Source organism: Nocardiopsis sp. CNR-923 (assembly GCF_001942255.1).
In the GTDB taxonomy this organism is placed as follows: Bacteria; Actinomycetota; Actinomycetes; order Streptosporangiales; family Streptosporangiaceae; genus Nocardiopsis.
The window spans coordinates 19526-35200 of sequence record NZ_MKKC01000078.1; the positions used below are offsets into that span (position 1 = coordinate 19526).

Sequence of the window (15675 nt, forward strand, 5' to 3'; positions counted from 1 at the left end):
CGGACACACGCCCCGCTGAGCGACACCCCGGCGCGGCTCCCGCCGCGTTCCCGCCAGCCGCGAGGACCCCGCCCTCACTCCTTCCTCGGCCTCGCGACAGCCGCACCGGACACCTGCCCCGCCGCGGGCGGCGTCCACGGATCACGCCCCAGCGCTGTCGCGCACTCACCCAGCGTGGCAGGATGCTGGGTATGTCGGACCCCGCCCTGCCCCCCGAACCCGTGGCCCTCGTCACCTCTGACCGACCGTGCCCCGGCCCGGAACGCGTCGAGCTGCGCGTGCACGGCGTCGCCGGCGGCACGGCCGAGGAGCTTCTCGACGTCGAACCGGCCATGCGCGTGGCCGGCGACGGCCTCGCGGGCTTCTTCCGCTGGCGCGGCCAAGGCGGCGCCGAGACCGTTCCGGGGGTGCGCCGCGAGATCTTCGCGTGGGGGAACCTGACCTCGGGCAGTTCCTCGCGCGCTCTGTGGCTGTTGTTGCTCCCGTTCATGCTGCTCAACCTGGCGTACTGGACGCGGCCGGGCGGCCTCGACCGGTGCCAGGGCGGCGGGCGCCACGCGGCCGACCACGTCTACGACGGCTCCGTCCGCCTCCTCGCGCTCTCCCTGACCGTGCTCATCACCCTGGCCGCCGCCGGGATCGGGATGGACCTGGTCGCGTGGCAGTGCACCGCACAGGCGGAGGCGTGCGTCCGCGCCCGCCCGTGGCTGACCTTCCTGGCCGCTCCCTCCTCGCCTCTGTCGGCTCCGGGGACCGCCCTGATCCTCGGCGCCCTCGTCCCGGTGTCGGTGGTCGTGGTGCTCTGGTGCCTGTCCCGGCGCACCGAGAGGGAGTACGAGGTCGTCCGGGGCCCCGCCTGCCCGGTGACGAGCGACGCCGCCCCGCTCAGCCGCCCCGGCTTCTGGCACAACGGCGAGCTCCTGGCGCGGCTGCGGTCCGCGCACATCGCGGTGGCCCTGGGCACGGTGGCCGTGCTGCTCCTCGTTCCGGCCCTGCGGCACGACCTCGCCGAGGGCGGAAGCGTCCTGTCCGGGCTGTCGTCGGTCGGGACGGTTCTGGCGGCGCTCCTGGGGACGGTGATGACGGCGAGCGCCGGGAGCGTCGTGGTGCCCGGCGCGGGCCCGAGACACAACGGACGCGTGGACCGCGTCTGCCGGATGCTGCGGGACGCGACGGTCGCGGTCGGGGTGGGGGTGGCCGCGTACACCGCGTGGCCGCGACCGTCCTGGACGCCGTCGGACCGTCTGCCGGGCCACGGCGCGACGCTCAACGCGCTGTTCACCGGCCAGGGGCTCCTGGTGTTGGTGTTGTTGGCGGCGTCGATGGCGCTGTACGTGTCGGACCGCGCCGACGACCGTTCGGCGATGCGGGGCACGGCGGGTCCGGCGACCGCGGCGCTGGGCGCCCTGCTCGGGGGCGGTTTCTCCGCCGCGCTCGTCTACCAGGGTTCGCTGTGGCTGAGCGGGTGCGACGCCCTGACACCGAGCGCCACCGCCTGCCTGGAGGTCGCCCCGCCGACGGCGTACTCGTGGCTCCAGCTCGCGTTCACCCTGGAGGCCGTGATCGCCCTGCTCGTCGTGGCCGTGCTCGCGACCGCGCTGCGCCGCGCCACCCGCGCCCACCTCCCGGCCGTCACCGAACACTACGCCCGCAGCGTGCGTGACCGGCGCACCTGGGAGATCGCCCGAGCGCGGGCCATGGGGCGGATGACCGAGGCCCTGCCGGCGGTCATGGCCGCCTTGCTGGCGCCGACGGCGCCGTTGGTGGCGCTCGTGCTGTACTCGGCCTTCTCCGGCGACGTGATCGCGGGCCCGCGGCCCGCCGACACCGCGGTGTCCGGCGGAATCGGGGGGCTCGCCCGGGAGACGGTGGCGCTGATGGTCAGCGTCGGTTCGATCCTGGGCGGCGCGGCGCTGCTGGGCGTGGCCTGGGTCGGCCGGAGCGCCTACCGTGACCGGCCGACGCGGCAGGCGGTGGGCGCGCTGTGGGACGTGGGCACGTTCTGGCCCCGCGCGGCGCACCCGCTGGCTCCGCCCTCCTACGCCGAGCGCGCGGTGCCGCAGCTGACCGCCCGGGTGGCGCGGATGGTCCGCGACGGCGCCGACGTGGTGCTGTCGGGTCACTCACAGGGGTCCGTGCTCGCCGCCGCCACGATCTGGCAGCTTCCGCAGGACTGCGTGGAACGGGTCGGGCTCGTGACCCACGGGTCGCCGCTCGACCGCCTCTACGCCCGCTACTTCCCCGCCTACTTCGGTCCGCACGCCTTCGCTGACCTGCGGCGCCGCGTGTCGGGCTGGCGGAACCTGTGGCGGGTCACCGACGCCTTCGCGGACCCGGTGCGCACGATGGAGCGTTCCGGCGGGGGACCGGACGTGCCCGGGGTGGTCCCTCCGGCGGAGCCGCTGCCCGATCCCCGCGCCTACGACCCGCCGCCGGGCGAGGCGCTGCGCCCGCGGATCCTGGCGCACTCCCGCTACACGGACGACCCCGCCTACGCGGAGTCCCTGTGGAAGGTGCTCAACGACGCGGGCGGCCACCGCGGCTGAGGTCCGGGAGCGTGGTCGGGTGGTCTACCAGGGGCCGTAGGGCCCGTTGTTGCGACCGCCGCCCGCGCCCTTGACCGCCGGGCGCACGTCGAGCAGGAAGACGAGGGTGGCGACCAGGCCGAGGATGACGAACATGCCGGTGCCGGAGAACACCGCCAGGAGGGACAGACCCGTGGCGGCGCCGGTGAGGATGAGCCAGAGCTTCTTGGTCTGCTTGTCCATCAGCTCGAACGCCTGGGCGGGTGTGCGGATCACCTCGATCAGGGCGTACAGACTGGCCACGAAGGTGACCAGGTAGATGGCCTGCCAGATCATTGCGAACACTGCACACTCCCGACGACGTGTTCCGGCGGGGGTCCCGCCCGCTCTCCACGGTAAACGCACCGGGGCCGCCGATCGTGCCCAGGGGAGTCGGGCGTCACAGACGTGCGCCCCGGGTCAGACCGGGATGTGCCAGAGGCAGGTGACCGACGCGAGGAGGAACGCGGAGCCGCCCATGATGAACGCGCCCGCGTGGTAGGAAAGTTCGGAGTCGGGACGCAGGAGGCGGTTGACGCGACGTACCACCCCGGCCTGGGCACTCGCCTCCAGTGCGGCCATCGCCCCGGCGGGCACCGGCGCGGGTCCGGCGGCGCCGAACCGCAGGAGGGCCATGGCGAGCTCGCGGGAGGAGCTCGTGCGGCGGGCCTGGTCGTCGGCGCACATCTCGATGAGCAGGGCGACGCTCTCGTAGTACGTCCGGATCAGGGGGGCGCGCGGGAAGGCGCGCTTGAGCGAGGAGAACGGCAGCAGCACGAGGTCGTGGCGCTGGCGCAGGTGGGCGTGTTCGTGGGCCAGGACGGCGGCAAGTTCGCGGTTGTCGAGGACGGCGAGGGCGCCGGCGCTGATGACGATTCGGGACCGCAGCACGCCGGGCAGGCAGTACGCGGCGCGGCCGGATGGTCGACCACGCGGGCGCCGGGGACGTCGGGGTGTTCGCTGGCCACGAGTTCGAGGAGGTCGTGGTGGCGGCGGCGCACCCGCACGACGTGCACGAAGGAGGAGACCAGTCCGAAGAAGAGGACGAGGGTGAGCACGGTCGCCAGCGCCACGGCCGCGATGCGACTGACGCCCTCCAGGCCGTGGGAGGCACCGGTGGACAGGAGGTCGCCGGAGACGGCGTCGGTGGCCAGCGCGAGCAGGCCCGCCGCCGCGCCGAGTTCGTAGGTGGACAGTCCGTAGGCGAGCAGCGCTCCGATGGTGGACACGCCCCACGCCAGGCCCAGCGCCTGCCACGTGATCACGGCCGTGTAGGGGCCGCGCGACGGCCATCGCGCCCGGTGCAGGGCCTCCATGGCGAGCACGCAGCCGACCGCGACGAGGGAGAGGAGGGCGGCACTGACCATTCGGACTAGTTCCTTGGCTGCTCGATTTCCGAGAGTGCGCGCCGGAGCGCGTCAGCCTCCTGGCCGTCCATGGACTGGACGAAGGCGGCCAGGGCGGCGTCACGGTCTCCCGTCTGCCCGAGCGCGTCGAACATCAGCTCGGACACGTACGCCTCACGGCTGGCTGCCGGACGGTACCGCCACGCACGACCCTCCCGTGCCCGTGTGACGACCTTCTTCTTGGCCAGTCGGTCGAGCACGGTCATGACGGTCGTGTGTGCGAGGTCGCGCTCGGCGAGGGCCTTGCCCACCTCGCGAACCGTCATCGGTTCGTTCTGCGCCCACAGTACATCCATCACCGCGCGTTCGAGTTCGCCTAGCCGAGTCATGGCGTCGAGTCTACCGGGGTTACTACTACAACCTGTCGTACCCCCACGTTAATTCCTGGTCACGCGCGGACAGGGGTTCCAGCCGCCCGGTGGAAGCGGGAAGGAAGGGGACATGGGCAGCACACGACGTCTCACCGTGATCAGGGGCGACATCGCTCGGCGGGCGTCTTCCGCGGGCCCGTGGACGACGGGGCTCGGATCGGGGCGGCGCCTGTCCACGGGGTCGCGGTCGCGCCCGGCGCTCTCACGGCCCGGGTCGGCGATCGGCGGCGGGTAGCCGTCCGGCGCCTCCGCCTCCCGCCACGGCGTGAGCGCCCGCCTCCCCGGCAGGCCTCGCAGTTCCGGCACGTGACGGCGGACGTAGTCGCCCTCGGGGTCGAACCGGCGAGCCTGGCGCAGGGGGTTGAACGCGCGGTTCGGCCGGGTGTCGTTGCCGGTCCCGGCGACCCACTGCCAGTTCCCGTAGTTGTCGGCGACGTCCCCGTCCACGAGGTGGGCGTGGAAGTGGTCGGCGCCCGCCCTCCAGTGCACGCGCAGAGTCCGGGTGAGGAAGGCCGCGGTGATCATGCGCGCCCGGTTGTGCATGAACCCCTCCCGCAGGAGCTGGCGCATGCCCGCGTCCACGATCGGCACTCCGGTCACACCGCGGCGCCAGGCGTCGAGGGCGTCCGGATCCTCGCGCCACGCGCGGTCCCTGGGCCGGTAGTCGCGCACGGGCAGTTCGGGAAAGGCGCGCGTGACCTGGTGGTGGAAGTCCCTCCAGGCGAGCTGGCGGACGAACTCCTCGGCGCCCTCCCCCGCCCGCGCGGCCTCGGCCGCCTCGGCGACCTCCAGCGCGGACAGGCAGCCGAAGCGCAGGTCGGCGGACAGGTGCGAGGTGGCCGCGCCGGGCAGGTGGTCGCGTTCCCGCTCGTACCGGGCCAGGCCCCGGTCCAGCCATCCGTCCAGCCGCGCACGCGCCGCACTCTCCCCGCCGGCGGGGCGGTCTCCCGCCGCCGCCCCGGTCCCCGCCGTCGCCAGCCCGTCCGGGACGGCGCCCGGCTCGACCCCCTCCGGCAGGCGCACCTCCCCGGGGGCGGGCAGGACGCTCCTGCGGCCGTACTGCGCCCAGGCGCGCCAGTAGGGGGTGAAGACCCTGTAGTGGTCGCCGCCCGCCGGGGTGAGATCGCCCGGGGGGACCACCGTCAGTCCGGGGAACGGGCGCACGCACAGGCCCGTCCGCCGCAGCAGCTCCTCCCGCCGGGCGGCGAGCCGGGAGACCCCGGCGGTCAGGAACACCGTGTCGGTCCCGGTCCGCTCCGCCAGCGCGCGGACGTGTGCGGCCGTGTCCCCCGCCCGGACGACCAGGTCGCCGCCGCGCGCCCGCAACGAGGCGCGCAGGTCGACGAGCGCCTCGGCCAGGTAGCCGCACCGGTTGCGTGCGGCGCGCCGTACGATCCGCGGGTCGACCACGAACAGGGGCAGCACGGTCTCGGCGGCGTCGACGGCGGCGGTCAGCGCCGGGTGGTCGTGGACGCGCAGGTCCTGGGTGAACAGCACGATGGTCGGCGACACCCGTCCCCCTCACTCACGGTGGCGAATCATCATCTGATCGTAGCGGCGGTGTCGAGGGGGATCCGCACGGATCCCGGGTAGGGGAACGGTATGTACGCAGCACACGAGCAGACGGCCGCCGTCCGACCCAGGGTGGGGGTGTCGAGCTGTCTGCTCGGCGCGCCCGTCCGCTACAACGGGGGCCACTCCCGCTCACGCTTCCTCACCGACGAACTCGACCGCCACGTGGACTGGATCCCGGTGTGCCCGGAGGCGGAGATCGGTCTGGGCGTCCCCCGTCCGACGCTGCGGCTCCAGCGGCACGAGGGGGCCGACCGGGTGATCTCCAGCAAGGACGGAGCCGACCGCACCGACGACCTCGCCGCCGTCGCCGACCACCACGTCCTCCAGCTGCGCCGGGCCGACGGCTACGTCCTCAAGAACAGGTCGCCCAGCTGCGGCCTGCTGGCCCTGCCGGTGTTCTCGCCAGACGGGAACCGTGTCGACGGCAAGGGCAGGGGGGCCTTCGCCGACCGGTTGACCCGGCTCCTCCCGGACCTGCCGGTCGAGGAGTCCGGCCGCCTGTCCGACGCCGCGCTTCGGGAGCACTTCGTCCAGCGCGTCTTCGCGCACGCCCGCCTGCGCGCGCTGCTGGAGTCGGACTGGCGGCCGCGCGACCTCGTCGACTTCCACACGCGGCACAAACTCCAGCTGATGTCGCACTCGCCGGAGGGGTACCGGAGGACGGGCAGGATCGTGGCCGGGGCCGGATCCGCGGACCGGGACGAGACCGCCGCCGCCTACCGGACCGAGTTCCACTGCGCGATGGCGGCCCGGACCACACGGGGCAAGCACGCCAACACGCTCCAGCACGCCTTCGGTGTGCTCAGTCCGCTCCTGGACGACACGCGCAGGCACGATCTACTGACGGCGATCGAGGACTACCGCACGGAATTGGCGCCGTTGAGCGTGCCCGTCACGCTCCTGCGGCACCACTGCGCGGCCGAGGACGTCGCGTGGGTGCGCGAGCAGACCTACCTGCGCCCGTACCCGGACGAGTTGCGCCTGCGGCACGCCCTGGCGGTCTGAGTCGGGTCGGCGCCGGACCCGACGCGAGGCCCCGCGGGGCGTTCACGGCACTCCGCGGGACACTCGGTACGGAACACGTGGGTTGGGGTTCAAGCGGCAGCCTCCACACACAAAGCCCTCGGTCGACTACAGTGAGTAACATTCCGTGCCGCTCCGCCCCGCTGGGAGTGGATACCGGTCAACCCCGACCCTGAGGTTTCGGTGTGTTCGCGACATTCTCCCGACGGGCCGTCGTGCTCGTCTCCTCGTGCACGGTCGTCGTCTCCGCGGCGGTCCTTGCCACCACCCCGCCAGGGGGACTCCCCGGACAGCTCGGCGAGCGCCTGTTCGCGCCGGCCCCGAGGTCGTCACGGGCCAGGTCCGCTTCCCGCCCGCCCAGGGCGAGACCACACCCGCGCCGATCCCGCAACCGGGCCAGGTCGCCGTCTGCGACCAGGCGGGACGGGACGAGGTGGTCAGCCTCCCCGACCCCGGCGCGCCCGAGGGCGGCCGACCGCTGTGGATCCGCCGTCCGCCCGGCCCCGACAGCGCCGACCTGCCGGTCCTGTACCTGCTGCACGGATCGGCCTCCACACACCGCACGCTGATGGACGAGCGGATCGGGGAACTGCTGGACGAGCAGATGTGCCGCGCCGGGGTCGAGTTCGTCATCGCCGCCCCCTACGGGCAGGTGGCGTGGGGGACGACCACCGAGTGGGGGGACGCGGCGGACGGCTCCTTCGCCTTGGAGTCGTTCCTCATCGGTCCGACGGTCCACGCGGTGGAGGGCGACCGCGTCAGGCCACGGGAGTTGCGCGCCGTCGGCGGCTTCTCCATGGGCGGCTACGGCGCGGCGGCCGTCTCGCTGCGCAACCCCGGCCTCTACGGGCAGGTGGTGAGCTGGGGCGGGTACTACCGGGTGGACGACCCGGACGGGATCTTCGGCCACGACCCCGAGGACCGCTCCCCCGATCGACTGCTGGACTCCTCGGCTCCGCACATCAGATTCGCACTGGTCGAGGGTGAGGACGATCACACGCCGCTCCAGGAGGGCAGCATCCACGGCGAGGCGGAGCGCTTCGCAGGGCTGCTCGCCGAGGCGGGGATGACGGTGACCACGCTCAGCCCGCGCGGCGGCCACGACTTCCGGACCTGGACGCGGAGTTTCCCCGACACGGTCGACTTCCTGGTGTCGGGCTGGTCCGCGACGCCCTGAGTCGGCGCGCCGCCGTTACCAGGACCCTCGGACAATCCTGATGGGAACAGTGTGTACCTTCGTCGCTGTTGACGACAGCGGCCGTGTACACGATCGGAGGGGACCACCGGTGTCCGCAAACGTGCCCGAGGGCGAACAGACGGCGGTCCCGTCCCGCGTCGCGACCGTCAGTCTGCACACCTCTCCGCTCGACCAGCCCGGCACGGGCGACGCAGGTGGACTCAACGTGTACGTCGTCGAGGTGGCGCGGCGCATGGCCGAGCGGGGCGTGGCCGTGGACGTGTTCACCAGGGCCACCAGCGCCGACCTGCCCCCGGTCGTCGAACTCGCGCCCGGCGTGCACGTGCGGCACGTGCCCGCGGGCCCCTACGGACGCCTGGACAAGCACGCGCTCAACGACCACCTGTGTCCGTTCATCTTCGGCATGCTCCGCGCCGAGGCCCAGGGCGAACCCGGCCACTACGACCTGGTCCACGGCCACTACTGGCTGTCCGGCAGGGCCGGCGTGGTGGCGGCGCGCCGGTGGGGGGTGCCGCTCGTCCAGTCGATGCACACGATGGCGCGGGTCAAGAACGCCTCCCTCGCCGAGGGCGACTCCCCGGAGCCGGAGGCCCGGGTCCGCGGCGAGGACCAGCTGGTGCGGCAGGCCGACATGCTCATCGCCAACACCGACGACGAGGCCCGCCAGCTGCGCGAGTTCTACGGAGCGCGCGACGAGCGGATCAGCACCATCCCGCCCGGCGTCGACCTGGAGGTCTTCACGCCCGGCGCACGCTGCGAGGCGCTGCGCCGGATCGGGCTGGCGCCCGACACCGAACTCCTGCTGTTCGTCGGTCGGGTGCAACGGCTCAAGGCCCCCGACATCCTCATCCGCGCCGCCGCGCGCCTGCTCGACCGCGACCCCTCCCTGCGCCAGCGCCTGGTGGTCGGTGTGGTCGGCGGCCTGTCCGGCGGCGGCACGCGCGAGCCCGGACTGCTGGCCGACCTGGCGAACTCCCTGGGCGTGGCCGACGTGGTCCGGATCGAACCGCCTCAGGACCGCGCACGGCTGGCCGACTACTACCGGGCCGCCACGGCGACCGTCGTCCCCTCCTACTCCGAGTCGTTCGGGCTGGTCGCGGTGGAGTCCCAGGCCTGCGGCACGCCGGTGGTGGCGTCGCGGGTGGGCGGGCTGACCACGGCGGTGGCGGACGGGACCTCCGGAGTGCTCATGGAGGGGCACGACCCCGACGACTACGCGGCCGTGCTGCACCGGCTGATCACCCAGCCCGCGTGGCGTGCCAGACTCGCGATGGCGGCCCCACGGCACGCGGCGACCCTGGGCTGGTCGCGGACGGTGGAGGAGTTGCTGGAGGTGTACCGGGCGAGCATCGCCCCACGCCCGCTGCCGATGGCCGCGTGCCGGTGACGGATCGAGGGGGAGGAACGGACGTGGGAACGGATGCGGCGCGCGAGGCCGCGGTTCGGGCGATCGTCGAGGCGGTGGCCGAGGCCGGGCTGGAGACGGAACGGCCGCGAGAGGGCTCCTTCCTCGTCACCCTGCCGGGGACAGCCAAACTCAAGACGCTGGTATGGCTGGAGGTCGGTCCGCACAGCCTGACGCTGACGTCGTTCTTCTGCCGTCAGCCGGACGAGAACCACGCCGCCTTCTACCAGTGGCTGATGCGCCGCAACTCCGACATGTACGGGATGGCGTTCGCGGCCGACGACGCCGGAGACGTGTACCTGCGCGGCCGTCTGCCGCTGGAGGGGATCACCCCGGGCGAGGTCGACCGGCTGCTGGGGTGCGCGCTCACCTACACGGACGAGAACTTCAACGCCGCGCTGGAGCGCGGGTTCGCGTCGGCGATCCGCAAGGAGTGGCGTTGGCGGGCCGAACGCGGCCACGACATGCGCAACCTGACGGCGTTCGCGCACCTGGCCGAACCCGCGCACCGCGACTAGACCTCCCGCTTCCCGGGGCGAGCACGGCCGGGGCCGCCCCGGGACCGGATGACCGGGGTGGATACGCTGGGTGCCATGGGAACTCTGGTACTGCTGCGACATGGTGAGAGTGTCTGGAACGCGAAGGGCCTGTTCACCGGATGGGTGGACGTGGACCTGTCCGCCACCGGCGAGGACGAGGCCCGCCGCGGCGGGGAACTGCTCAAGGCCGCCGGGATCACCCCGGACATCGTCCACACCTCCCTGCTCAAGCGCGCCATCCGCACGGCCAACCTCGCGCTGGAGACCGCTGACCTGCACTGGCTGCCGGTCCGGCGCACCTGGCGCCTCAACGAGCGCCACTACGGCGCCCTCCAGGGCAAGGACAAGGCGCAGACGCGCGACGAGTACGGCGACGAGCAGTTCATGATCTGGCGCCGCTCCTACGACACCCCGCCGCCGCCGATCGCCGACGACGACCCCTACTCGCAGGCGGGCGACGCCCGCTACGCGGGTCTGCCGCCCGAGCTGCTGCCGCGCACGGAGTGCCTCAAGGACGTGCTCGACCGCGCCCTGCCGTACTGGTACGACTCCATCGTCCCCGACCTGGCGGCGGGCCGGACGGTGCTCGTCGCCGCGCACGGCAACTCGCTGCGCGCGCTGGTCAAGCACCTGGACGGGGTCAGCGACGCCGACATCGCGGGGCTGAACATCCCGACCGGCATCCCGCTGCGGTACGACCTCGACGACCGGTTCGAGCCGACCAACCCGGGCGGCGCCTACCTGGACCCGGAGGCCGCGTCGGCGGCCATCCAGGCCGTCGCCGACCAGGGCAGGAAGTAGACCCGGCCGACGCCGCGTGCCCGTGCCACCGGTGCGGCACGGGCACGGCCGGGCGCGGGGCCCAGGCTGCGGGCACGCGCGTCGGGACCGCGATCAGTAGACGAGGGCCTGGGCGCCCTCCCGCAGGGCCTCCTCGACGAACGAGGAGGCCCCGGCTATGCGCACGCCCTCGATGAGGTCCTCCTGCTTCAGGTCCCGGCGGGCGGCGCACTGCGTGCACACCGTCACCCGGCCCGCCGTGAGCACGGCGGCGAGGAGTTCCGCGAGGGGGGCGGCGTGCGGGAGCGCGAAGTCCTCCGCGCGGCCGGGGACGGCGAACCACGCCGACTCCCCGGTCAGCCACAGCGAGACCTCGACTCCGCCGGCCAGGGCCGCGGCGGCGACCGTGAACGCCTGGTTGCACCGTTCGGGGGCGTCCCCCCCGGCGGTGACCTTGATCACCATAGATCGAGACATGGTCGCCAGCCTACTCAGACCCCGAGGAGGACCAGGAGGGTCCCGGCGAGCGCGCAGACCGCGAGGGCGGCCGAGAAGGCCACCGCCTCGCGGCGGCGGGGCGACAGCCGCACCGGCTGCGCGTCGACGCCGTGCTCGATGGTCAGACCGCCGCCCTGGGGTGCGGCGATCACCACACGCCCGTCCCGGATCTGGACCTCGCCGGAGACGCGGACGCGGGCGCCCCGCCTGATCACCCACTCGCGGTACTCGAACTCGATGGTCTCGCCGCGGAAGACACCCGAGATCCGCCCGCGCACGCGCGGCAGGAGGTCGTCGGCGGCGGCCGCCACACCCGGCTGGGGGCGCCCCACCACGCGTTGCAGGCACAGTTCGGCGTCGCGGGGATCGCCCTCGGCCGGGTCGACCATGACGCGGTCGCCCTCGTCGGACGCCCCCTCCACGACCAACCCGAACAGCTCCTCGGAGCCGAACTCGGCGATGCGGTCGCAGGCCCGCTCCCGGACCGCGCCGGACGCACGGTCGCGGTTGAGCGGCCAGTAGTGCCGCAGCACCTCGTGGCCGTGCCACACGCACTCCGCGCCGGCCAGGCCGGAGCTGATGGTCCCGGCGGGGCCGGGGGCGGCGAGGCCGGTCAGGGTGACCCGCTGGCCGCCGTGCGCGACCAGGGCGCTCGGACGCAGACGGGCCAGGCCGCGCTGGCGCAGCCAGCGCCGTACGGCGAGGAAGGTCAGCGGGAGGAGGACCACCGCGGCGGCGAGCAGCACCGAACCGATCACCAGTAACACAGGCCGCCCCTTCGGAAAGTGCGTTGGAGGTCGAGGACGACAGTGGGCGAGACGCCCCGTGGCCACACCGCGTCGGTGACAATCTTTACCAGCTCTTCGAGAAACCCGGGCCAATTGGGCATGACCGGACCCGTGCGCGAGGGTGGCCGGAGCGGGCTGTCGCCGTCACCCTGCGGACGCGGCTACGCTCGGGGACCATGGACGCTGATGTACACCCCGATCTGGCGAAACTGTCCTTCCTGATCGGCCGTTGGGAGGGCGTCGGCGTCGCCGGATACGCCGACGAGGAAGAGTTCCAGTTCGGCCAGGAGATCGAGTTCGCGCACCGGGGCGACCTGCCCTACCTGGACTACCGCAGCAGGGCCTGGCGGATGACCCCCGAGGGGACGCTCGGCGAACTGATCACCGAGGAGTCCGGATACTGGCGTGCGCTGTCGGAGGAGGACACGGCGCGCTACGCCAAAGACGACGACGCGAACGTCATCCACCTTGAGGTGCTCATCGCCCACAACGAGGGCTTCATCGAGTCGTACCTGGGCAACGTGTTCGCGAACCGGGTGGAGATGGCCACCAGCGCTGTGGTGCACACCATCACCGGCCTGGAGGTGACCGCGTCGCACCGGCTCTACGGCCTGTTCGGTGAGGACAGGGAGACCCTGGGGTACGCGTGGGACCTGGCGGCACGCGGCCACGACCTTCGTTCGTACATGTCGGCGCAGATGAAGCGGACCGACCGGAACGACCAGGGCTAGCGCGGGACCGGGGGCCGTCCGTCATGCGGACGGACCCCGGGCCGTCTCCCGCCGAGGGGGCGGGGCCGGTCGGACGAGGTCCGGCAGCCCGGGGTCCGGGTGTCCGTCTGGGATTCGCGGCGAACGACGTCGCGCGAACGCGTTGCGTCGCCCTAGCGGACGGCCACCTCGCCAGTCCTAGAGTCAACCATTTCTCGGACCACCTCCTTTCTTGCGTGCCACGACAGTACGTCGCTCGCCACGCCTGGGGCAAATGTTTTTCCTTTGGACATCACCGCAGGTCAAAGACGAGTTTCCGGTGCGTCTTCCGCTGCGGCTACGCTCGGCGGTATGACTTCGCCGCTGCTGACCACACCGGGCGCCGTGACCGCCGAGTCGATCGACTCGGGTGTCGCCGCGCACTACGGCGACCCCGCCCACGAGGGCCGCGCCATCGAACGCTCCAGCGCGTGGGTGGACCGGAGCAACCGGGGCGTGGTCCGGGTGGGCGGGCCCGACCGCCTGGGGTGGCTCAACGACCTGACGAGCCAGCTCACACGCGGTCTCCCGCCCGGAACCGCGACCGAGGCCCTGGTCCTGGACACGCGCGGCCACCTGCGGCACCACCTGTCACTGGTGGACGACGGAGAGGCCACGTGGATCCACACCGAACCCGGCGACGGGCCGGGGCTGGTCGCGTTTTTGGACTCGATGCGGTTCATGCTGCGGGTGGAGGTCGAGGACCTCAGCGCGTCGTGCGCGGTGCTGACGGTGCTCGGACCCGACCGCGCCGCGGCGGTCGCCGCGGTGACGGAACGGGTCGACGACGTCCTCGTGCGGGCCGCCGAGGACGAGACCGACCTGTTCCTGCCCGCCGAGCGGCTGGCGGACGCCGCGCGGGCGTTGACGGAGGCGGGGGCCCGCCCGGCGGGCATGTGGGCCTACGAGGCGCACCGGATCGCCGGTCACCGGGTCCGTCCCGGTGTGGACACCGACGACCGCACGATCCCGCACGAGGTCGACTGGGTGGGTCGCGCGGTGCACCTGGAGAAGGGCTGCTACCCGGGGCAGGAGACGGTCGCGCGGGTGCACAACCTGGGGCGGCCGCCGCGGCGGCTGGTGCTCCTGCACCTGGACGGAACCGCGGAGCGGCTGCCGGAGGTCGGCGCCGCGATCGAACTGGGGGGCCGCGCCGTGGGCCGGGTGGGGTCGTCCGCACGCCACCACGAGCTGGGCCCGATCGCGCTGGGCGTGGTGAAGCGGGCCGCGCCGACCGACGCCGACCTCGTGGTCGAGGGGATCGCGGCGGGCCAGGAGGTCGTCGTGGATCCGGACACGGGCGCCAACGCCCAGATCGACCTGCGCCGCCGCCCGAGGTAGCGGCCGCGGTACGGGGAACCGCGTCCCACGGCGACGGTGGGGCGCGGTGGCGGCGGGTTCGCCCCGCTCAGTCGCCCGCCCGAAAAGCGACGGTCGCGTGGCAGTGCGGGGTGGCAGACTGAGCGTATGCACATCCGCGTCGCCACCGCCGCCGACTGGCCGGCCATCTGGCCCTTCTTCCACTCGATCGTCTCGGCGGGTGAGACGTTCACCTTTCCCACGGACCTCGGGGAGGAGGACGGACGCGACTGGTGGCTGCTTCCCGAACCCGACCGGACGGTGGTCGCCGTGGACGGTACCGGGACGGTGCTCGGCACGGCCAAGATGAACAGGAACCACCAGGGAAACTCCGGGCACATCGCCAGTGCCAGCTACATGGTCGACCCCGTCCATGCGGGCGGCGGGGTGGGCCGTGCCCTGTGCGAGTACACGTTGGAGTGGGCACGCGCGGCGGGTTACCTGGCCATGCAGTTCAACGCGGTCGTGGCGACCAACACGCGCGCGGTACGGCTGTACACGTCACTCGGGTTCGACATCCTGGGCACACTGCCCGAGGGGTTCGCTCACCCCAAGCACGGCTACGTCGGTCTGCACATCATGCACCGGCTGTTGTGACCGGGCGCTCCTGGGAGCGCGGACATGACGGCCCCCGTGACGGATGCTCCGATCACGGGAACCGCAGGGTTGTGGGGCACTCGGTTCCGCGCCGCGCCTCAGGCGTCAGCCGCTCAGGACCGCGGCGAGGCGCTCCTCGTGCAGACGCTCACCCCAGGACGGGGCGAGCGGGGGCAGCTGGCCCACGCGCCAGCGCAGCAGGAGGTCGGCCAGCGCCGGGTTGCGCGGCAGCGCCGGGCCGTGCAGGTAGGTGCCCAGGACCTGGCCCTGGTAGGCGCCCTCGGTGCGGTCGTCGTTGCCGATGCCGTGCACCGTGGTGGACAGCGGGCGGGCGGACGGGCCGATCGCGGTGCGGCCCTGGTGGTTCTCGAAACCGGTGATGCGGCCCACCCCCAGGGAGGGGTCGACGTCGGCGACGATCTCGCCGACGGCCCGGGTCCGGCCGCGTCCGCTGCGGATGTCGAGGATGCCCACGCCGGGCAGCGGCTTGGCCTCGTCGTCGCCGTAGCTCTCGCCGATGATCTGGTACCCGGCGCACACGGCGAAGACGCAGGCGCCCCGGGCGGCGGCGCGGGCGAGGCCGCCGTCGGCGCGCAGCCGGTCGGCCGCGAGGATCTGCGGGCGGTCCTCACCGCCGCCGAGCAGGTAGATGTCACCCTGCTCGGGCACGGGGTCGCTGGAGTGGACGTGCGTGATCTCGGTGGGGATCCCGCGCAGCTCCGCGCGGCGGCGCAGGATGAGGGCGTTGCCCTGGTCGCCGTAGGTGCTCAGCAGGTCGGGGTAGATCCACACGATCCGCAGGGCGCTGCTGGTGTCCGTCATG

Annotated in this window: 14 protein-coding genes and 2 pseudogenes; 9 read left to right on the plus strand and 7 right to left on the minus strand. The window is 73.2% G+C overall.

From position 1 onward, the window contains the following. Positions 1 to 182: 182 nt before the first annotated feature. On the plus strand, positions 183 to 2546 hold the full coding sequence (locus BJF83_RS11785) for a hypothetical protein (RefSeq protein ID WP_262391478.1): 2364 nt from the start codon (positions 183 to 185) through the stop codon (positions 2544 to 2546). Positions 2547 to 2570: 24 nt separating this feature from the next. Here the strand turns inward: BJF83_RS11785 and BJF83_RS11790 are convergent, their stop codons facing one another. From BJF83_RS11790 to BJF83_RS11805, 4 genes and pseudogenes are all read right to left on the minus strand, one after another. Continuing rightward, a complete protein-coding gene (locus tag BJF83_RS11790) occupies positions 2571 to 2870 on the minus strand; it encodes a DUF2516 family protein (RefSeq protein ID WP_075926313.1) in 300 nt (99 codons plus the stop codon). 114 nt (positions 2871 to 2984) lie between these two features. After that, positions 2985 to 3931: pseudogene (locus tag BJF83_RS11795) on the minus strand (M56 family metallopeptidase). Positions 3932 to 3936: 5 nt separating this feature from the next. Continuing rightward, positions 3937 to 4299, minus strand: a complete 363-nt coding sequence (locus tag BJF83_RS11800) for a BlaI/MecI/CopY family transcriptional regulator (RefSeq protein ID WP_075926314.1) — start codon at positions 4297 to 4299, stop codon at positions 3937 to 3939. Between the two features lie 48 nt (positions 4300 to 4347). After that, positions 4348 to 5853: a deoxyribodipyrimidine photo-lyase gene (locus BJF83_RS11805; protein ID WP_262391479.1), complete on the minus strand. Its 1506-nt coding sequence runs from the start codon at positions 5851 to 5853 to the stop codon at positions 4348 to 4350. 90 nt (positions 5854 to 5943) lie between these two features. Between BJF83_RS11805 and BJF83_RS11810 the strand changes: the two genes are divergently transcribed. From BJF83_RS11810 to BJF83_RS11830, 5 genes and pseudogenes are all read left to right on the plus strand, one after another. Beyond that, positions 5944 to 6921, plus strand: a complete 978-nt coding sequence (locus BJF83_RS11810; protein WP_075926315.1) for a DUF523 and DUF1722 domain-containing protein — start codon at positions 5944 to 5946, stop codon at positions 6919 to 6921. A gap of 203 nt (positions 6922 to 7124) precedes the next feature. Continuing rightward, a pseudogene (locus tag BJF83_RS11815) lies at positions 7125 to 8116 on the plus strand (alpha/beta hydrolase). A 109-nt stretch (positions 8117 to 8225) separates the two neighbouring features. Then, positions 8226 to 9524, plus strand: a complete 1299-nt coding sequence (gene mshA, locus BJF83_RS11820; RefSeq protein WP_075926316.1) for a D-inositol-3-phosphate glycosyltransferase — start codon at positions 8226 to 8228, stop codon at positions 9522 to 9524. A 23-nt stretch (positions 9525 to 9547) separates the two neighbouring features. After that, positions 9548 to 10060, plus strand: a complete 513-nt coding sequence (locus tag BJF83_RS11825; RefSeq protein WP_075926317.1) for a YbjN domain-containing protein — start codon at positions 9548 to 9550, stop codon at positions 10058 to 10060. A gap of 75 nt (positions 10061 to 10135) precedes the next feature. Beyond that, the gene (locus tag BJF83_RS11830) at positions 10136 to 10882 is read left to right on the plus strand and encodes a phosphoglyceromutase (RefSeq protein ID WP_075926318.1); all 747 of its coding nucleotides are present in this window, start codon (positions 10136 to 10138) and stop codon (positions 10880 to 10882) included. Positions 10883 to 10975: 93 nt separating this feature from the next. On the opposite strand, the gene BJF83_RS11835 is transcribed toward BJF83_RS11830, so the two are convergent. Both BJF83_RS11835 and BJF83_RS11840 read right to left on the minus strand, forming a co-directional pair. Further along, positions 10976 to 11338 carry a DsrE family protein gene (locus tag BJF83_RS11835; protein WP_075926319.1) on the minus strand — a complete coding sequence of 121 codons (363 nt, stop codon included), beginning with the start codon at positions 11336 to 11338 and terminating at the stop codon, positions 10976 to 10978. A 14-nt stretch (positions 11339 to 11352) separates the two neighbouring features. Beyond that, complete coding sequence (locus BJF83_RS11840) at positions 11353 to 12126, minus strand: GIDE domain-containing protein (RefSeq protein ID WP_075926320.1); 774 nt, start codon at positions 12124 to 12126, stop codon at positions 11353 to 11355. A 197-nt stretch (positions 12127 to 12323) separates the two neighbouring features. Between BJF83_RS11840 and BJF83_RS11845 the strand changes: the two genes are divergently transcribed. From BJF83_RS11845 to BJF83_RS11855, 3 genes are all read left to right on the plus strand, one after another. Next, on the plus strand, positions 12324 to 12878 hold the full coding sequence (locus BJF83_RS11845; protein WP_075926321.1) for an FABP family protein: 555 nt from the start codon (positions 12324 to 12326) through the stop codon (positions 12876 to 12878). Positions 12879 to 13208: 330 nt separating this feature from the next. Then, positions 13209 to 14237, plus strand: a complete 1029-nt coding sequence (locus tag BJF83_RS11850) for a folate-binding protein YgfZ (RefSeq protein ID WP_075926322.1) — start codon at positions 13209 to 13211, stop codon at positions 14235 to 14237. 126 nt (positions 14238 to 14363) lie between these two features. Further along, positions 14364 to 14852, plus strand: a complete 489-nt coding sequence (locus BJF83_RS11855) for a GNAT family N-acetyltransferase (RefSeq protein ID WP_075926323.1) — start codon at positions 14364 to 14366, stop codon at positions 14850 to 14852. A 105-nt stretch (positions 14853 to 14957) separates the two neighbouring features. On the opposite strand, the gene BJF83_RS11860 is transcribed toward BJF83_RS11855, so the two are convergent. Beyond that, on the minus strand, positions 14958 to 15674 hold the full coding sequence (locus BJF83_RS11860; protein ID WP_075926324.1) for a type 1 glutamine amidotransferase: 717 nt from the start codon (positions 15672 to 15674) through the stop codon (positions 14958 to 14960). Between the last annotated feature and the right edge of the window lies 1 nt (position 15675).

What these genes read in the sequence shown, in the direction of transcription:
- BJF83_RS11785 (WP_262391478.1), top strand. Translation starts at nt 183, where the DNA reads ATGCTGGGTATGTCGGACCCCGCCCTGCCCCCCGAACCCGTGGCCCTC.
- BJF83_RS11800 (WP_075926314.1), bottom strand. Translation starts at nt 4,299, where the DNA reads ATGACTCGGCTAGGCGAACTCGAACGCGCGGTGATGGATGTACTGTGG.
- BJF83_RS11810 (WP_075926315.1), top strand. Translation starts at nt 5,944, where the DNA reads ATGTACGCAGCACACGAGCAGACGGCCGCCGTCCGACCCAGGGTGGGG.
- BJF83_RS11830 (WP_075926318.1), top strand. Translation starts at nt 10,136, where the DNA reads ATGGGAACTCTGGTACTGCTGCGACATGGTGAGAGTGTCTGGAACGCG.
- BJF83_RS11835 (WP_075926319.1), bottom strand. Translation starts at nt 11,338, where the DNA reads ATGTCTCGATCTATGGTGATCAAGGTCACCGCCGGGGGGGACGCCCCC.
- BJF83_RS11845 (WP_075926321.1), top strand. Translation starts at nt 12,324, where the DNA reads ATGGACGCTGATGTACACCCCGATCTGGCGAAACTGTCCTTCCTGATC.
- BJF83_RS11850 (WP_075926322.1), top strand. Translation starts at nt 13,209, where the DNA reads ATGACTTCGCCGCTGCTGACCACACCGGGCGCCGTGACCGCCGAGTCG.
- BJF83_RS11855 (WP_075926323.1), top strand. Translation starts at nt 14,364, where the DNA reads ATGCACATCCGCGTCGCCACCGCCGCCGACTGGCCGGCCATCTGGCCC.
- BJF83_RS11860 (WP_075926324.1), bottom strand. Translation starts at nt 15,674, where the DNA reads ATGACGGACACCAGCAGCGCCCTGCGGATCGTGTGGATCTACCCCGAC.